The sequence below is a fragment of the Cyanobium sp. N5-Cardenillas genome, from assembly GCF_024345515.1.
GTDB lineage: Bacteria > Cyanobacteriota > Cyanobacteriia > PCC-6307 > Cyanobiaceae > Cyanobium.
On sequence record NZ_JAGQBG010000046.1, the window covers coordinates 1 to 16,225 of the forward strand.

The following is a 16,225-nucleotide window of genomic DNA, read 5'->3' on the forward strand; positions in this document are numbered from 1 at the left end:
TCCTGCGCGCGGTGCTCGATCGCCGCAGGGGGGATCTGACGGTGCTGCTTGAGCATGTGGACAAGCCCCACAACCTCTCGGCGATCCTGCGCAGCTGCGATGCGGTGGGGGTGCTCGAAGCCCATGCGGTGAGCCTGAAGGGGCGGGTGCCCACCTTCAACCGCACGGCGCTTGGCAGCCAGAAGTGGGTGGCGCTGCACCGGCACGGGCGCACCACCGACGCCATCGCGATGCTGAAGGCCGACGGCTTCCGGATCTACGGCACCCACCTGGGGGCCGACGCGGTGGACTATCGGAGTTGTGATTTCACCGGGCCCACGGCCTTCGTGCTGGGGGCGGAGAAGTGGGGGCTGAGCGAGGCCACCGCCGCCGCCATCGACCAGCCGATCGTGATCCCGATGGCGGGCATGGTCCAGTCGCTCAACGTGTCGGTGGCCAATGCGATCCTGCTGTTCGAGGCGCTGCGGCAGCGGCAGGCGAAGGGCTGCCTGCCCAGCCAGGGGGAGGGGGTGGCCCCGGAGCGCTATGGCCCACTGCTGTTCGAGTGGGCCTACCCCCAGGTGGCCGACTGGTGCCGCCGCGAAGGCCGGCCCTACCCCGCCCTCAGCCCCGAGGGCGCCATCCTCGAGGAGCTTCCGCGGGGGGTGCGTCTGCGCTGCTGATCGGACCGCCATCGAAGCGGGCGGCGGTGGGCAGCCAGAAGGTGAGCGCCAGGGCCAGGATCTCCAGCAGCAGCTGGCGCCCGCCCAGCAGCACCACCAGCACGGCCACGAAGGCCAGAAACTTCTGGAACACACTCCAGACGTCGTCAGGGGTGTTGCCGCCCTTGATCCAGAGATAGACGGCCGAGGCCAGCAGGACCAGATCCAACCACCAGGGCATGGCCAGGGCCGCGAGTCAACAAAACGCTACAGGAACAATTCAGTCCCAGCCCAGGCGTTCAGCGGCCTGAGGCCGCCGGGGCACCACTCAGCCAGTTTTCCAGGCCCTCGCCAAGGAACGACAGGCCGAGCACCAGGACGAACATGGCCAGACCGGGGAACAGGGCGGTCCACCAGATGCCGGTGGGCAGGGCCGTCAATGCCTGCTGGAGATCGCTGCCCCACTCGGGGATGGTTTCCGGCAGACCCAACCCGAGAAATCCCAGCCCCCCCAGCACCAGCACCGCATCGGCCGCATTCAGGGTGAGCAGCACCGGCACCGAGGTGATCACGTTGCGAAACAGGTAGCGGCGCAGGATCCAGGCGGGGCCGGCCCCCAGGGAGCGGGCCGCCTCGATGAACAGCTCCGCCTTGACCTGGGCCGACTGGTTGCGCACCACCCGGAAGTACTGCGGCACATACACCACGCAGAGGGCGGCGGCGGCATTGGGCAGGCCCCGGCCCAGCAGGAAGGCGAGCACCACCGAGAGGAGCAGCACCGGCAGGGTGTAAAGGGTGTCCATCACCAGCACCAGAACACGATCGACACCACCACCGAGGTAGCCGCTCACCATGCCGAGGGGAACCCCGATGACGAGGGCGAGCAGCAAAGCGCTGAGCACCACCTGCAGGGCCACGCTGCTGCCGGAGAGGGTGCGCACACAGACATCTCTGCCCAGGCGGTCGGTGCCGCACCAATGGCCGAGGGAGGGGGGAGCGTAGATAGGATTTTCCAGACCCGCATTGGGATCGGGGAGCAGGGCCCCATGCACCAGAAGCGGCGTGACCAGCGCAATCAGGCCATAGAGCGCCACAATGGCGATGCCCCATCGGGCCATGCGCGCCGAGAGCGTGGGTTTGCCGATCAGATCTGCCTCCATGGTGCGTGTGTCAGTGGCGTGTTGTCTTCAAGGGCACCATGAGTACAACGGCTTCGTTGTCATCCGTGGGCCCTGTCCGGGTGACGTTCTGTGCACGGGCGATGGATGGGCTTGGGAGAAGCGTACCGTCGCCATGGCGCAGGGGTGCACGCTGATCCTGCCCCACGAATAGAACGATCGGACATGATGTTTGGCGCAACCCATGGCCACAGCCGGACCCCCTTCATGCCGGCCCATCCAAGCCAGCCTGGGGCTCTTTTCACCCGCTGAACACGAAGGCGGAACCAGGCAGGAAGGATTCCTACACGGTTGCAAGACAATTCTCACGCTGGTATAATGTGAAACGAATCCCCCTCTCAATTCCAGAGAGCTGAATTTTCCCTTGGCCAAGCGTCGTTCATCCCTGCCGATCCGATGACCAGCGCCCGCCTGCTGATCGTCGACGACGATCCTGAAATGCGCGGCTTCCTCACCTCCGAGCTGGCCGTTGAGGGCTATGAGTGCGAGGAGGCGGCGTGCGGCCAGCAGGCTCTGGGCAGGATCCGCAGCCAGATGTGGGATCTGGTGCTGCTGGACTGGAACCTGCCGGATTTCAGCGGCGTGGAGGTGTGCCGTCGCATGCGCAAAGGCGGCATTTCCACCCCCGTGCTGATGCTCACCGCCCGCGATGAGGTGCAGCAACGGGTGGAGGCGCTCGATTCCGGCGCCGACGACTATCTGATCAAGCCGTTCTCGATCGAGGAATTGCTGGCCCGGGTGCGGGCCCGGCTGCGCCGCAGCGGCATCGATGAACAGGAAGGTGGTGTTCTGCGGATGGCCGATCTGGAGGTCAATCCCGCCAGCCGGGAAGTGGCCAGGGGAGGTGAATCGATCCATCTCACCGCCAAGGAATTCGATCTGCTGATGCACCTGCTGCGTCACCCCAATCAGGTGCAGGAGCGCCGCGCCATCCTCGATGCCCTCTGGGGCGAAAACTGGCTGGGCGACGACAACCTCCTGGATGTCTATGTGCGCTACCTGCGCCGCAAACTCGAGCCGGCGGGCCAGCCCACCCTGATTCAGACCGTGCGTGGCGTCGGCTTCATGCTGAAGGAAGGGCCGCCCCGCTGACCATGGCGGAGGCGTCCTCTCCATCGCGGCTGCTCATCGTCGAGGACGACCAGCGCATGCGCACCTTCCTGGCCGGCGAGCTGAACTGCGAGGGCTACAGCGTCAGCGAAGCCGAAGACGGCCAGGGCGCCCTGATGCACCTGCGGGACGCCACAACGGACCTGGTGTTGCTCGACTGGACGTTGCCGGACTTCAGCGGCGTCGAGATCTGCCGGCGGCTGCGCTCCAGCGGCGACATCACCCCCGTGCTGATGCTCACCTGCCACGACGACATCCGCGACCGTGTCGAAGCCCTCGATTCAGGCGCCGACGACTACATCCTCAAACCCTTTTCGATCGAGGAGCTGCTGGCCCGCATCCGCGCCCAGCTGCGGCGCACCGCCTACTGGCGCGGTGAGGCCAATGCCGATCTGCTCAGCTGTGCCGATGTCACGGTGAACACGGCCACCCGGGAGGTGACGCGAGCCGGCGAAGCGATTTCCCTTTCGGTGCGCGAGTACGACCTGCTTCTGTGCCTGTTGCGCGGGGCGGGGCGGGTGGTGGAGCGGGAGGAGATCCTGCGGGAAGTGTGGGGCGAAAACCACTTCGGCGATGAAAACCTTCTGGGTGTCTACATCCGCTATCTGCGTCGCAAGCTGGAGCCGGAAGGTCTGCCCACCTTGATCCAGACGGTGCGGGGCGTGGGCTTCATGCTCCGAGAAGGGGAGCCGCGCCCTTCAGACGCAGCTGGAAATCCGCCCCCCCCTGGGGACCATCCGTCACCGAAACACTCCCCCCCATCGCCTCCATCAGGGCCCTGACCACCGCCAGTCCCACGCCACTGCCGGGAATGGCGCTGGTGTGGCGGCCCCGTCCGAAGCGCTCGAAGATCAATTGCTTCTCGCTGTCGGGCACGCCGGGGCCGGAGTCGATCACATGCACCACCACCCGATCGAGGCTGGCATCGAGCCGCAGCTGAATCGGCCCGGCACCGGGATCATATTTCTGGGCGTTTTCGATCAGGTTGACCAGGCATTGCTCGAAGCGGTCGGCATCGCCGAGAGCGAAGGTGCGAGCCGACTGGGTGGCACCGGGGCAGATCCGCAGCCTGCCGAAACAGCGCGACCGCAGGCGTTCGGCCACGCGCTCGATCGACTCGGCCACATCAAAGGGCTCAAAGGGCATCAAGGTGCGGTTGGCATCGATGCGGGTGAGGGCGAGGAGATCCGCCACCAGCTTCCCCATGCGGCCCGCCTCCGCCTCGATCAGCGCCAGCTGCTCGGCCTGCTGGTCGGAAAGATCCTGGGAGCGGCGCCGCAGGCTGCTGGCGTAGTTGCGGATCAGGCTGATGGGGGTGCGCAGTTCGTGGCTCACCCCATTGGCAAAGCTGCGCTGGCGCTCCCAGGAGGCCGAGAGGCGATCGAGCAGATCGTTAAAGGCCAGGGCAATGGGCGCCAGCTCCCTGGGTTGGGCGGCCACCAGCACCCGCTGGCTGTCGAGGGTGTCGGAACTGATCGCCTGCATGCGCAGACCCAGATCACGCAGGGGGGCCAGGCCCCGCACCAGCACTGGCCGCAGCAGCAGGCCCGTGAACAGAGTGGCCAGACCGGCAGCCACCATCAGAACGGTGAGCAGCAGCCGCTGCTGGGCCAGCTTCTGGGTGATGTCCTCCAGGAAACGGACGCGAACTGAGCTCGACCCCAACTGGATCTGCTGGGAGCTGGTGAGAAATGTGAGCTGCCCCACCCGCACCACCGCCACCTGATCGGGGCCACCCCCCAGGCGCGGCAGCTGCGCCAGTGACACGCCAGTGGGAATGGAGAACAGGCGGATCTGGGGGGCGGCTCCGTAGGGAACCCCTTGATCGGTCTCAACCCAGCTCAGGAAGTTGGGGCTGATCAGCTGGGCCAGCGTGTCGCTGATGGCGTCGAGGCCTTGCGGAACAGGGCGCCGGGCCAGGAGCAACTGGCGCACCGAGGCCGCGGTGGCCTGGTGCTGGCTGCGGCGCTCCTGGTTGGCCAGCAAGGCGGTGGCCCCGATCAGCAGGGCATAGCCCCCCAGAACGGCCAGCAGGCTCAGCCCCAGCAGGCGCCGCCGGATCGAAAATGCCCCGGCGGGCGCTCGCGACCACCCCAGCTTCCGAGAAAAGGCCGTCAATTTCATTAGAGGAGCATTAGGCCAAGACAAGATCCAGTACCTAATCGATCCTAGTGGGCAATGAAAAACCCGCCATGATGGGCCCATCAAACGGGAAATCCATACCCCGGATCGCAGACAGGGCCTTGGATCTGATCCTTAGGATCTACACCAATACCCCAACCCAGCCACGGCAAGGGTCGCATAGACATTCCGTCAGTTGGTGCATAAAGTTGTGAGAGTCAAGAGCTTGACAGCCTTTCCAATGAACATCTCCCCCAAGACCAAACTGGCGCTAATGCGCAGCCTGCGCGAGAAGAAGTCGAAGGTGGCCCAGGGCTTCACCCTGATTGAGCTGATGATCGTGGTCGCGATCGTTGGCATCCTCTCCGCCGTTGCTCTGCCCAACTTCCTGGGTGCTCGGGCAGCGGCCTCTGCCGGTGCCGCCGTCGGTGAAGCGCTCGGCCTCGCCAAGGAATGTGCCACCTACATTGCCTCCGGTGGTGTAGGTGTTCAGCCCACTGCAGCCGGCGGTGTAACCTGCCAGACCGGTGCAGACGGCTCAGTGGCCCGTACATTCACCGCAGGCGCGCAAGGGGTTCGCTGCCTTGCCACTAACGTTACAACTAGTACAGCCAGCTCAAAAGTAACTATCACGATCACCGGCGGTACCGCAGGAGCTCTCGGAGCTATCAGCTGCGCGTTCAGCTGATCCGGCCAAGGCTTCCACGCCAAGTGAGACAGACGGCGGGGTGAAATACCCCGTCTTTTTTATGCCGCCGCCGCCTCGCCACCCAATGCCGACCCTTCATGGCTGATCCCGCCGGCGCCCAGGCTGGGGATCGCTCCACCTCCGAGGATCTCTATCTGCAGGCGAAGGATCACTTCAGTGCCGGGCGCTTTCCAGAGGCCATCCGCTGTCTTACACACCTGCGCGCCGAACCGGCCTATGTCCTGCGGGCCGAGGCCAACATCGGCAGCAGCCTGTTGATGCTGGGACTCTCCCGCCCCGCCCTGAAGTTCCTTGATCGCGCTCTAGGGCGAGATCCCCACTTCCTTCCAGCCCTGCTGAGCCGCCTCAAGGTGCTGCGGGTGGAACAGCGCGACGAGGAGCTGGTGAACCTCTGTGGGCCCATCGTGGAACGCTGGCCGCAGGAAGAGGAGGCCTGGAACCTCTGGGTGGCCGCCCTCCGCGCCACTGGCCGTGAGGAGCGGGCGCTGGAGGTGGTAAGGCTCTGGCTGACCGAGCTGCCCCAGAGCCTGGAGGGCCATCTGCTGGAAGCGGAACTGCTCTCGAACCGGGGGGACAACGAGCAGGCCGTGGCCTGTCTCGGAAGGGCCCTGCGACTCGACCCGACCTCGGAGAAGGTGTACGAGTACCTGAGCGTCGTGATGATCCGGATGCGGCGCAACGAGGCGGGCCTGCAATACCTCGACAAGGCTTTGGCGATCAACCCCGACTCCTTCATCAACCATTGCCGCAAGGCGATGGTTCTGTGGCTCACCGCCGACTGGCGAGAGGCTGCCATGTTCTACGGCAAGGTGTCGGCGATGCGTCCGAACTCCGCCATCTACCGGCTCAACCACCACCTGCTGCTGCCGGGGATTCCCGCCAGCCGGGACGACATCGAGGAGGCGCGCCGGCGCTTCGTCGAAGGGCTCTCCCTGGTGGAGAGCGAACTGGAGCTGGAATTCGACGTGCATGACGAGGCAATCCCGCACACCTTCGAGCTTGCTTACCACAACCGCGACGACCGCCGGCTGCTGGAGCGCTACATTGACCTGATGCGCCGGCTCGCCGGACCTCTGCTGCAGGAGATCCGCCAGCGCCAGGCCGCCGAGGGGCAGGCCCTGCCAACGCCCCGAGGAAAGAAGCTGCGGATCGGCTTTCTCTCCCAGTTCTTCTCAGGGCACAGCAACACGATCGCCTTCTCGGGCCTCATCCGGCATCTCGATCGTGAGCGCTTCGAGGTGCTGCTGATCCACAAGTCGAACTCCAAGCGGGACGCCGTGCGTGACGGCCTTGATGCGGTGTGCGATCGGGCCCTTCAGCTGCCGCCGGAATTTGCCGACGCCTACACGATGCTGCTCTCGGAGGGGCTGGATATCCTCTTCTTCACCGACCTCGGCATGGCTTCCTATGAGTACATCATGCCCTTCCTTCGCACGGCTCCGATCCAGATGACCGGATGGGGGATTCCCCACACCTCTGGAATCCGTGAGATCGACTACTACATCTCCGCCGCAGGTCTGGAGCCGGCCGGATCGGAAGAGTCTTACACCGAGACGCTCGTTCGGCTTCCCGTTGGCCTGCCGTGCCACTTCGAGACGACGGACCTGAATTTCACCCCCCTGCCGCGCGACTATTTCTTTTTGCCCCCGGGCGACACGCTGGTGGGTTGCCTGCAGGGGCTGCACAAGCTGCATCCCGATTTCGATCTGCTACTGGAGAAGATCGCCCGGGCGAATCCGCAGGTGGCCTTCGTCTTCGTGGAAGACTCAATTCCCTCGAGAACCCAACTGTTTCTGGAGCGACTCTCGAGGAATGCTCCCAGTGTGCGCGAGCGCTGCATCCCACTGGCCTGCATGGGACGCCTTGAGTACCATAGCCTGTGCAATTGCATCAACGTGCTGCTCGATCCCATCTACTACGGCTCAGGGATCACCTTTTTCGAGGCCTCCTTCGTCGGCACTCCCATCGTCACCCTCGAAGGCACGAATCTGCGCTCTCGCGTCGTCGCCAGCGGCTACCGTGAAATGGGCATCGACAACCCGCCGATCGCGGCGAGCGAGGAGGAGTACGTCTCCCTGGTGACAGCGCTCTGCAACGACCCGGAGCGTCGACGCAACCTCAAGGCCTCGATCCTGGCCAACAACCATCGCGTCTTCGATCGCATGGATTACATTCGCCACTTCGAAGACTTCTGCCTGAAAGCCGTGATCACCCAGCGCCAGCAGGCAGCTCCGAGCCGCGCCGATCCCTGAAGCCTGCCGACCCCTTCCCAAGCAGAGTCTCTAACTATGTCCGAATCCTCGGCCAGCGCCCAGCCCGACGCCCAGACCATGTTCTTCGTTAACGCTTCGGCACGACGCCTCAACACGCTGTTGGCGGCGATGGCCTCACCTGCCCGTTATTTGGAGGTGGGTGTGGAAACCGGACAGACATTCTTCGAGGTCTCCGCGGCCTTCAAGACCGCCGTCGATCCAAAGTTCCTGTTCGACAGGGAGACGGCGCCGAGAGGGGATTCGATCGAATACTTCGAGATCGCAAGCGACAACTTTTTCTGCGATGTCAGGAGAGATTTCAAATACGACCTAGTCTTCCTCGATGGCCTGCACACCTGGGAGCAGACCTATCGAGATTTCTGCAACGCACTGCTCATCACCCCCGAGCGCTCGATCATCCTTCTGGATGACGTCTTTCCCAGTGACGTCTATTCCTGTAATCGCGATCAGGTCGAGGCGGTGATGATGCGTCAGTTCATGACCGGCGATCCTAGCAATGCCTGGCATGGCGATACCTACAAGGTGATCCCTCTGATCCGCACCTTCCACCCGCTGCTCAGTTATTGCACCATCATCACCGATGGCAATCCCCAGGCCCTCGTCTGGCGCTCGCCGCAGCCCTCCATTAGATCAACAGTTTTGCCTGATGTGAGCGCACTCAATATGCCGGAGCTGGATTATCTATGGTTTCTTCGCAACCAAGAGGGCTACAATCTGATGAATGAGAAGGACGGCCTAAGCCTTGCCATCAAAGCACTAGGCCTCGGCATATAGCTCAGTGCGTTCAGGCTCTTACAGTAGGGCTTTCCCAGGAAGACCGAGTTAGAGTCTTCATCCACCGATTCTGCGGCGAAGACTCGACGTTGAATCTCATCAGGTACACAGCAGATCAGCTTCTCTGCTTGCTTCTTGCGGGAGGCTGATCAGCAACTGGCTATCCCAAAAATGCAGAAGAAGGCCTGAATTGCTTACGGCTCTGTGCAGCACCTCAAGGCCGAATATTCCCACCAAGAGTGGGCGATGAATTTCCAGACCAGCCCCGACGCTCTTGGCGAGCTGCGGCGCCTCCATTGGCCCCCCACCTCAGCTCCCTGTCAGAACCCGCGCCTCCGTCTCAATCCGCTGGGTACCACCCCCGGCGGACTCAAATTCCTGCCGCAACCGCAGGCGCAGCAGGCCATCCGGCTCCAGGGCAGCCTCCAGCCCAGGATCGTTGAGCCCATCGAGCAACACCCGATTCTGGGCCGCTCCCGCGCTCGGTTCACCATGCAGCCCGAAGGCGGGGCCGCAGCGCATCAGCACCCGGCCCCGCCAGATGGCGCTCGGAGCGCTGCCCACCGTGTAAGTGATCGGCCCCTCCGCTGTGGTGAGCTGCAGCACCGGATCCCGCCCGCCCAGGCCGCAGGCGGCCCCAACCCCCAGGGCGAGGTCCACCCGGGTGGCCCGCTGCAGATCGCCCCGCAGCAGGGCCAGCACCCGCTGTTGCTGGCCCCGCTCCCGCACTTGCCGCACCAGTCGATCCACCTGACGGCCATCGGCCACCAGCGCCTGCAGCACCACCCCCCACACCAGCAGCCCCAGGCAGGCCGCCACCATCAGCTCCACCAGCGAAAAGCCTGTCGCTTTGCTGGCTGAGATCGTCCTGGAACGCAGTAACGCCATGGCGCTTCTCCCTTCAAAACAACACAGGCGGCTCAGGGCCGCGGATCCGGCAGGCAGCCGCCCGGCCCCTGCCGTCCCAGGCGGGTGATCCCCAGGGGCAGGGCCACCACCACGCAGCGCACCAGGTCGGTGCCTTCGGTGCTGAGCAGCACGGTGCCGCCGTCGATGATCAGCCCGTTGCTGGTGAAGCGCACGGCGGCCGGCAGGTTGTGGCTGAGGCTCACCGCCCCTCCGCCCAGGCCCTCCCCCAGATCGAGGCCGGCCCCCTCGCAGGCCGGCAGGCTGCCGCCCTGGGGTTCCTGCCAGCCGTCGGCGGAGAGCGCCAGCACGCAGGGCTGGCCCAGGCGCAGGGCGGCATCGCGCCCCCGCTCGAGCCCCACCATCACCCGGCGGCTGGCCCCCTCCAGGCGGGCATCGGCAAGGTCCCGGCTGGCGGAGCTGAGCCCCAGCTGGGCCAGCAGACCCACCAGCACCAGCGCCAGCAGGGTTTCCGGCAGCGTGAAGCCGCCCATCTCAGACCGTGCCACCGCCGCCTCCCTGCGCCCCTGCGCAGAGCCCCAGCACCGCCGGCACGTAGAGCCGCTGGCGTGTTTCGGCCTCGCCGGCCACCGCCAGCCGCAGCACCACCCCATCACCGCTGGCCGACACCTCCAGCTGGCGGTCCAGCCCCGGGGCCAGGGGCTGGGCCGCCAGGGCCTGCAGCAGCTGGGTCGTCGCCGCCGTGCAGTCTCCCGCGGAAGGGGCCAGGCTGCGCAGGGAGGTTTCGGCCCGCAACAGGGCGACCTCCGCCTGCTCCATCCGCTCCTGCTGGCGCTGTTCGGCCACGGCGGCCGCGGCCGCCAGCCCCCAGAGCTGCAGGGAGGATCCGGCCGAGGCGGCAAAGACCACCGACCCGGTCAGCACTTCGATCAAGTTCATGGCGCCACCCCCCGCAGCCCCACCAGGCGCACGTCGGTGATCTGCGGCTGCGGCTGGGCCGGCGGCTGCCCCGGCGCCAGCTGCACCGCGAAGGCCCCCTGCCGCGCCGGCTGGCCGCCGACGGCTCCCACCTCCAGCAGCAGTTCGGCCGGGGTCAGCTGCGGGCGCCAGTCCACCAGTCGGTAGGGGCTGCCCAGCACCTGGCCGGCCCTGAGGGAGGCGATCGTGGCGGCGGGGGCGCAGGCCAGACCCTGGAGGTCCCACTGCTGCAGCGGCAGCGCCAGCAGGCAGGGATGGCTGCGCTGCAGGTCGGCCAGCAGCTGCTGGCCCGCCGAGGCGAGCCGGTCTTCGGCCCGGCGCTGCTGCTGCTCCCGCACCCCCTGCAGCCGCACCTGCAGGCTGGCGGTCTGGGCCGAGAGGCTCCCCAGCAGCAGCACCAGGGACGCCCCCATGGCCAGGGGCAGGACAAAGCCCTGCTCTCGGGATCGGTGGCGATGCAACGTGGGCATGGCGATGGCAGCGAACACCTTTCCAGGGTTCCCCCAGGAGGTCACCAAGCTCCCACCGGCCTAAAGTAAGGAATCCTTGTTTCCGGACAAAGCCGGCGGCGTCCATGGTCCTGGCCAAGCGCACCAGCAAGAACCAGCTCACCTTGCCCAAGGCTGTGGTGGAGGCTGTCGGAATCGCTGACTACTACGACGTGGCCACCGAGAACGGCCGCATCGTGCTCACACCCGTCCACCCAGGTGCGGCCTCCCACGTTCGGACCCGCCTGAAGGAGCTGGGAATCACGGAGGCGGATGTGGCCGCGGCGGTGGCCTGGTCCCGCCAGGCGTGACCATCCGCGTCGTTCTCGACACGAACGTGTTGGTGTCTGCGCTGCTGTTCGAGACCGGCCGCCTGGCCTGGCTGCGCCGGACCTGGCAGACAGCCGCCATCACACCTGTGCTGACCGAATCCTCCGCCCGCGAGCTGATTCGGGTGCTGACCTACCCCAAGTTTCGGCTCGAGCGGCCCGACATCGATCGGCTGCTAGCGGATGTGCTGCCTTGGTGTGAAATCCACCCTGGCCCCATTCAGGCTGGTCAGCTCCAGGTTCGTGACCCGAAGGACCAGGTCTTTCTCGACCTGGCCCTGGCGGCTGACGTGCCGGTCCTCGTCAGCGGGGATGGCGATCTGCTCGCCCTGAAGAACCAGCTGCACCCCTTGTTAATCCTGACGCCGGCTGAATTTCAGATCTGGCTTGTTGGCCCCTGACCCGAGCCTCGCCTGTCAGTGTTGCCATGGAAATGACGCACCAGCGGCCCATGAACCATCGCCGGCACACGGACACCCGCGAGGAGGTCGACGGCATCGTCAACCGCCACCAGCTGGACTATTCCCTGGGCCAGCTGCGGCTGGTGGGGCTGCTGCTGCTGGTGCTGGAGCTGAGCACCTTGCTGCTGGCGGGGAGCTTCGCCAGCGTCGAGGCTCCTGCGGGCCGGCTCAATGGCCTGATCGGCCTCTCCCCCGCCCTGCCGCTGCTGCCCGTGGGGTTCGGCCTCTACCTGCTCGGCGGCGGCCATCGGCGCCACCGCCGCGAACAACCCTGGACCGGGGCGCTGCATCGCACCCTGCTGCCCCTGGGGCTGATCCTGCTGCTGCTGCTGCCGGCGGTCACCATCCACGACGCCGCCAGCCTGTTCAGCCAGCGGCAGCTGGCGCCGATCACACCGCTGCAGCAGCACCTGCTCAACCCCGTGCGCCTGATCACCACCCTGCTGCTGCAGGGCATCACCGGCGCCGGGCTGATCCTGATGCAGCTCCGCGGACGGCGCCAGATGCAGCGGCTGGGGCTCACCCCTGCCCTGTTCTTCCGCACCGACACCACCGGGCCGGTGCAGCAGCACCGGCGCCGCGCGACGGACTGGGGCTGAAAGGGCCGACCGTCAACGCTTCAGAGGGCCTCCATGTCCCGGCCCATCGGTTCGATGCGGTAGATCCAGGTCACCGCCGCGCCCAGCAGGGACGTCAGCACCAGCACCGACAGCAACGTCCCGGTGCCCCAGTCCTTCAGGAGCGTGGGGAAGAAGAACGCCGTCAGCACAGCGCCAACCTTGCCGCTGGCAGCGGCAAATCCGGCTCCAAGCCCTCGGATCTTGGTGGGGAAGAGTTCACCGGCAAGCAGATAGGTGGTGGCGTTGGGGCCGAAGTTCGTCATGAACTGGAACAGCGCGAAACCGGCCACGATCAGGGGCAGGTTGCCGCTGGATCCGCTGCCACCCAATCCAGCCAGGGCAAGACCGACGGCACAGCCGATGAAGCCGGTGACCTGCAGCGGGATGCGGCCCCAGCGATCGGCCAGGACGATCGCCACCGCGATCCCCACCAGGAAGCCCACATCGATCAGTGCCGTGCCTCGGGCGGCCACCACATCGTTCTGGATCAGCGCCGCCACGGTGTTCTCGTGAACCTGACCACCGAAGGCCAAGGTGATGATCACCGGGGTGAAGATGCCGATGCCGTAGGTGGAGAGATCCTGAAGAAACCAGGGCACGGAGGCCAGAATGGTGGAACGGAGATACTTACCGCGGAACAGCTTCATCACATCGTGGCTGCGCTGATCCCGACGGATCTCCTTCAGCCGGTCCACCTTGGCCAGGGTGAGCGTCTGGCGGTTGAGCAGTTTGCGCAGTTGCTGCTCAGCCCTCTCGGGGAAGCCTTGGCTGTAGAGCCAGTGGCTGCTCTCCGGCAGGAACAGGCGGCCCCAGATCACCGCGGCCACCGGCACGACGGGCACCAGGAAGAAGATCCGCCAGGCATCCAGAGACGCACTGGAGCTGAGCACCACGGCAGCGATGGCGGTACCCAGCACGGCGCCAATGGCCTGGAAGCTGAAGGCACCCAGCACCAGCCGGCCGCGGATGGCGGCAGGAATGCTTTCGGAGATCACCAGGTGGGCGGTGGGGTAATCGGCGCCCAGGGCCAGCCCGATGACGAACAGGCTGCCGATCAGCACCGATGGATTGGGGGAGGCCGCAGCCACCAGCAACGCCACGAGCAGCAGCACCATCTCGCCGATGAAGACGGGTTTGCGCCCGAGCCGATCGGCCAGCCCTCCGAGCAGCAGGGCCCCGCAGAGGATCCCCGCCAGGGTGGCCGCCGTCACCAGCCCCTTGTCCAGATCCGTGAGCATGAACTCCCGGGCAATCAGCGGTAAGCCGACCCCCTGCATGAACACAATCATGCCCTCGAAGAACTTGCCGGCCGTGGCCAGGCTCCACACAAACCACTGCATTCCCGACAGCGGTGGACCCGCGAGGGAAGAGCCATCATCCCAGAGTGGAACATCCTCGATGTAAGCCTGAACGGAATGTTTGGCCACAACGATCAGCTTTGATGGGCATCGCGAATCTACGGCGATGCCCAGGTTCTATTGGAACGGTCTGAGAATCGAGACGTCCTGCCGCTGGGCCTGAGCCCGTGAGCGATCTCACTGATTCAGCTTCAGCACCGCCATGAAGGCCTCCTGGGGCACCTCCACCCGGCCCATGGCCTTCATGCGCTTCTTGCCCTTGGCCTGCTTCTTGAGCAGTTTCTTCTTGCGGGAGATGTCACCGCCGTAGCACTTGGCCAGCACGTCCTTGCGGATGGCGCTGATGCTCTCACTGGCGATGATGCGGCTGCCGATCGAGGCCTGGATGGGAATCTTGAACTGCTGCCGGGGAATCAGCTCCTTGAGTTTCTCCACCAGGCTCTTGCCGACGTTGTACGACTTGTCGCGATGCACGATCGTGGTGAGGGGATCGGCCCGCTCGCCATTGATCAGCACATCCAGCCGCACCAGTTCGTTGCGGCGATAGCCGATCAGGCTGTACTCCATCGAGGCGTAGCCCTTGGTGCGGCTCTTCATCTGATCGAAGAAGTCGGTCACCACTTCCGCCAGCGGCATCTCGTAGTGCAGCGTCACCCGGTCGGTGGTGATGTATTTCATGTCGATGAACTCACCGCGCCGCTCCTGGCACAGCTCCATCAGGGCACCGTTGTACACATTGGGGGTGTAGATCTCCAGCTTCACATAGGGCTCTTCGATCGATTCCCGCTTCTGGGGATCGGGCAGGGTGGCGGGGTTGTCCACCATCAAGGTGCTGCCGTCGATCATGTTCACCTGGTAGATCACCGAAGGGGCGGTGACGATCAGGTCGAGGTCGTACTCGCGCTCCAGCCGCTCCTGCACGATCTCCATGTGCAGCAGGCCCAGGAAGCCGCAGCGGAAGCCGAAGCCCATGGCGCTGCTGGTCTCCGGCTCGAACTTCAGCGCCGCGTCGGAGAGCTGCAGCTTGTCGAGCGCCTCGCGCAGGTCGGGGTATTGGTCGGCATCGGTGGGGAACAGGCCGCAGAACACCATCGGCGTGGCCTCGGCGTAGCCGGGCAGTGGCTCGGCCGCCGGATTGGCCGCCAGGGTGATCGTGTCGCCGACGCGGGCATCGGCCACCGCCTTGATCGAGGCGGCCAGATAGCCCACCTCGCCGGCATGGAGGCTGTCCACCTGGCGCTGGTCGGGCGCCATCACGCCCACCTCGTCGAGCTCCACCACCTTGCCGCTGGCCATCAGCAGCACCTTGTCCTTGCGGGCGATCACGCCGCTGATCACCCGGAAATAAACGATCACGCCCCGGTAGGGGTCGTAGTAGGAGTCGAAGATCAGGGCCCGCAGCGGTTCATCGGCCTGGTCCGGCGGCGCCGGCACCCGATCCACCACCGCCTGCAGGATCTCGGGCACCCCCAGGCCGGTCTTGGCGGAACAATTGATGGCCGTGGAGGTATCCAGGCCGATGATCGCCTCGATCTCCGCCTTGATCCGGTCGGGATCGGCCCCGGGCAGGTCGATCTTGTTGAGCACCGGAATGATCTCCAGATCGTTCTCCAGCGCCAGGTACACATTGGCCAGCGTCTGGGCCTCCACCCCCTGGCTGGCATCCACCACCAGCAGGGCGCCCTCGCAGGCCAGCAGGCTGCGGCTCACCTCATAGGAAAAATCGACGTGGCCAGGTGTGTCGATCAGGTTGAGGATGTAGGTCTGGCCGTCGGCCGCCTTGTACTCCATGCGGGCGGCCTGGAGCTTGATCGTGATGCCCCGTTCCCGCTCCAGCTCCATGTTGTCGAGGAACTGGGCCTGCATGTCCCGGGCCGCCACGGTGCCGGTGTCCTGCAACAGGCGGTCGGCCAGGGTCGATTTGCCGTGGTCGATGTGGGCGATGATGCAGAAATTACGGATCCGCTGGGCGGGAACGTCGGTCATAAGGGGCAGCGACAGGCGGCCCCCGAGGGCCTCCACAAGATGGGCCGATCCTAGGCAGCGGCGGCCAGGGGATCGCCCGGGCCCCAGCGGGCCCAGTTGATGGTGTTCCTACGGAACGTGGGACTAGATTGTGCCCACAGTACGGGGGAACCAGTGCAGGCCTTCACGATCCGCCAGCTCAAGAGCAACCCCTCCACGGTGATCCGTGCTGCGGAGGCTGATGCCATAGCTCTGGTCACCAACCGAGATCAGCCCACGGCGCTGGTGGTCGCCCTTGATCGGCTCGTCGTGGCGGATACGGCCGCCGTGCGCTCCGGCCTGGCCCTCACTCT

Annotated in this window: 18 protein-coding genes; 9 read left to right on the plus strand and 9 right to left on the minus strand. The window is 65.6% G+C overall.

Annotated features, from left to right (window positions below; all coding sequences use genetic code 11):
- The first annotated feature begins 2 nt into the window (after nucleotides 1–2).
- Entirely contained in the window at nucleotides 3–662 is a 660-nt protein-coding gene (locus tag KBZ04_RS05600) for a TrmH family RNA methyltransferase (protein ID WP_254990948.1), read from the plus strand.
- On the opposite strand, the gene KBZ04_RS05605 is transcribed toward KBZ04_RS05600, so the two are convergent.
- On the minus strand, nucleotides 604–870 hold the full coding sequence (locus tag KBZ04_RS05605) for a hypothetical protein (RefSeq protein WP_254990950.1): 267 nt from the start codon (nucleotides 868–870) through the stop codon (nucleotides 604–606). The two genes, KBZ04_RS05600 and KBZ04_RS05605, sit on opposite strands and share 59 nt — an antisense overlap.
- Nucleotides 871–940: 70 nt before the next feature.
- Nucleotides 941–1,801: an ABC transporter permease gene (locus tag KBZ04_RS05610; protein WP_254990951.1), complete on the minus strand. Its 861-nt coding sequence runs from the start codon at nucleotides 1,799–1,801 to the stop codon at nucleotides 941–943.
- A 414-nt stretch (nucleotides 1,802–2,215) separates the two neighbouring features.
- On the opposite strand from KBZ04_RS05610, the gene KBZ04_RS05615 reads away from it, so the two are divergent.
- The gene (locus KBZ04_RS05615) at nucleotides 2,216–2,911 is read left to right on the plus strand and encodes a response regulator transcription factor (protein ID WP_254990952.1); all 696 of its coding nucleotides are present in this window, start codon (nucleotides 2,216–2,218) and stop codon (nucleotides 2,909–2,911) included.
- A 2-nt stretch (nucleotides 2,912–2,913) separates the two neighbouring features.
- A complete protein-coding gene (locus tag KBZ04_RS05620) occupies nucleotides 2,914–3,711 on the plus strand; it encodes a response regulator transcription factor (protein ID WP_254990953.1) in 798 nt (265 codons plus the stop codon).
- On the opposite strand, the gene KBZ04_RS05625 is transcribed toward KBZ04_RS05620, so the two are convergent.
- A complete protein-coding gene (locus tag KBZ04_RS05625; RefSeq protein WP_254990954.1) occupies nucleotides 3,599–5,047 on the minus strand; it encodes a sensor histidine kinase in 1,449 nt (482 codons plus the stop codon). The genes KBZ04_RS05620 and KBZ04_RS05625 overlap by 113 nt on opposite strands.
- A 244-nt stretch (nucleotides 5,048–5,291) precedes the next feature.
- On the opposite strand from KBZ04_RS05625, the gene KBZ04_RS14260 reads away from it, so the two are divergent.
- The 3 genes from KBZ04_RS14260 to KBZ04_RS05640 all read left to right on the plus strand — a co-directional run bounded on the left by KBZ04_RS14260 (nucleotide 5,292) and on the right by KBZ04_RS05640 (nucleotide 8,806).
- Nucleotides 5,292–5,738, plus strand: coding sequence for a prepilin-type N-terminal cleavage/methylation domain-containing protein (locus KBZ04_RS14260; RefSeq protein WP_315860068.1), 447 nt, complete (start codon nucleotides 5,292–5,294; stop codon nucleotides 5,736–5,738).
- A 98-nt stretch (nucleotides 5,739–5,836) separates the two neighbouring features.
- Nucleotides 5,837–8,011 (plus strand): tetratricopeptide repeat protein, encoded by a 2,175-nt coding sequence (locus KBZ04_RS05635; protein ID WP_254990955.1) that lies wholly within the window; start codon nucleotides 5,837–5,839, stop codon nucleotides 8,009–8,011.
- Between the two features lie 36 nt (nucleotides 8,012–8,047).
- Nucleotides 8,048–8,806: a class I SAM-dependent methyltransferase gene (locus tag KBZ04_RS05640; protein WP_254990956.1), complete on the plus strand. Its 759-nt coding sequence runs from the start codon at nucleotides 8,048–8,050 to the stop codon at nucleotides 8,804–8,806.
- 309 nt (nucleotides 8,807–9,115) lie between these two features.
- Here KBZ04_RS05640 and KBZ04_RS05645 read toward each other — a convergent pair whose 3' ends face one another.
- The 4 genes from KBZ04_RS05645 to KBZ04_RS05660 are packed head-to-tail and all read right to left on the minus strand — an operon-like array spanning nucleotide 9,116 to nucleotide 11,121.
- The gene (locus KBZ04_RS05645; protein ID WP_254990957.1) at nucleotides 9,116–9,694 is read right to left on the minus strand and encodes a type II secretion system protein J; all 579 of its coding nucleotides are present in this window, start codon (nucleotides 9,692–9,694) and stop codon (nucleotides 9,116–9,118) included.
- Between the two features lie 32 nt (nucleotides 9,695–9,726).
- Nucleotides 9,727–10,206: a GspH/FimT family protein gene (locus tag KBZ04_RS05650; RefSeq protein ID WP_254990958.1), complete on the minus strand. Its 480-nt coding sequence runs from the start codon at nucleotides 10,204–10,206 to the stop codon at nucleotides 9,727–9,729.
- A 1-nt stretch (nucleotide 10,207) separates the two neighbouring features.
- Nucleotides 10,208–10,612 (minus strand): hypothetical protein, encoded by a 405-nt coding sequence (locus KBZ04_RS05655; RefSeq protein WP_254990959.1) that lies wholly within the window; start codon nucleotides 10,610–10,612, stop codon nucleotides 10,208–10,210.
- On the minus strand, nucleotides 10,609–11,121 hold the full coding sequence (locus KBZ04_RS05660) for a hypothetical protein (RefSeq protein ID WP_254990960.1): 513 nt from the start codon (nucleotides 11,119–11,121) through the stop codon (nucleotides 10,609–10,611). The genes KBZ04_RS05655 and KBZ04_RS05660 overlap by 4 nt, the downstream gene beginning before the upstream one ends.
- Before the next feature lie 104 nt (nucleotides 11,122–11,225).
- On the opposite strand from KBZ04_RS05660, the gene KBZ04_RS05665 reads away from it, so the two are divergent.
- The 3 genes from KBZ04_RS05665 to KBZ04_RS05675 are packed head-to-tail and all read left to right on the plus strand — an operon-like array spanning nucleotide 11,226 to nucleotide 12,528.
- Nucleotides 11,226–11,450, plus strand: coding sequence for an AbrB/MazE/SpoVT family DNA-binding domain-containing protein (locus KBZ04_RS05665; RefSeq protein ID WP_254990961.1), 225 nt, complete (start codon nucleotides 11,226–11,228; stop codon nucleotides 11,448–11,450).
- Nucleotides 11,447–11,869, plus strand: a complete 423-nt coding sequence (locus KBZ04_RS05670) for a putative toxin-antitoxin system toxin component, PIN family (RefSeq protein WP_254990962.1) — start codon at nucleotides 11,447–11,449, stop codon at nucleotides 11,867–11,869. Before KBZ04_RS05665 ends, KBZ04_RS05670 begins: the two co-directional genes overlap by 4 nt.
- Nucleotides 11,870–11,919: 50 nt before the next feature.
- A complete protein-coding gene (locus tag KBZ04_RS05675; protein WP_254990963.1) occupies nucleotides 11,920–12,528 on the plus strand; it encodes a hypothetical protein in 609 nt (202 codons plus the stop codon).
- A 20-nt stretch (nucleotides 12,529–12,548) separates the two neighbouring features.
- On the opposite strand, the gene KBZ04_RS05680 is transcribed toward KBZ04_RS05675, so the two are convergent.
- Together KBZ04_RS05680 and lepA are read right to left on the minus strand one after the other, a co-directional pair.
- Nucleotides 12,549–13,889 carry an MFS transporter gene (locus tag KBZ04_RS05680; RefSeq protein ID WP_254990964.1) on the minus strand — a complete coding sequence of 447 codons (1,341 nt, stop codon included), beginning with the start codon at nucleotides 13,887–13,889 and terminating at the stop codon, nucleotides 12,549–12,551.
- Nucleotides 13,890–14,084: 195 nt separating this feature from the next.
- On the minus strand, nucleotides 14,085–15,893 hold the full coding sequence (gene lepA, locus KBZ04_RS05685) for a translation elongation factor 4 (RefSeq protein WP_254990965.1): 1,809 nt from the start codon (nucleotides 15,891–15,893) through the stop codon (nucleotides 14,085–14,087).
- Nucleotides 15,894–16,225: the final 332 nt, after the last annotated feature.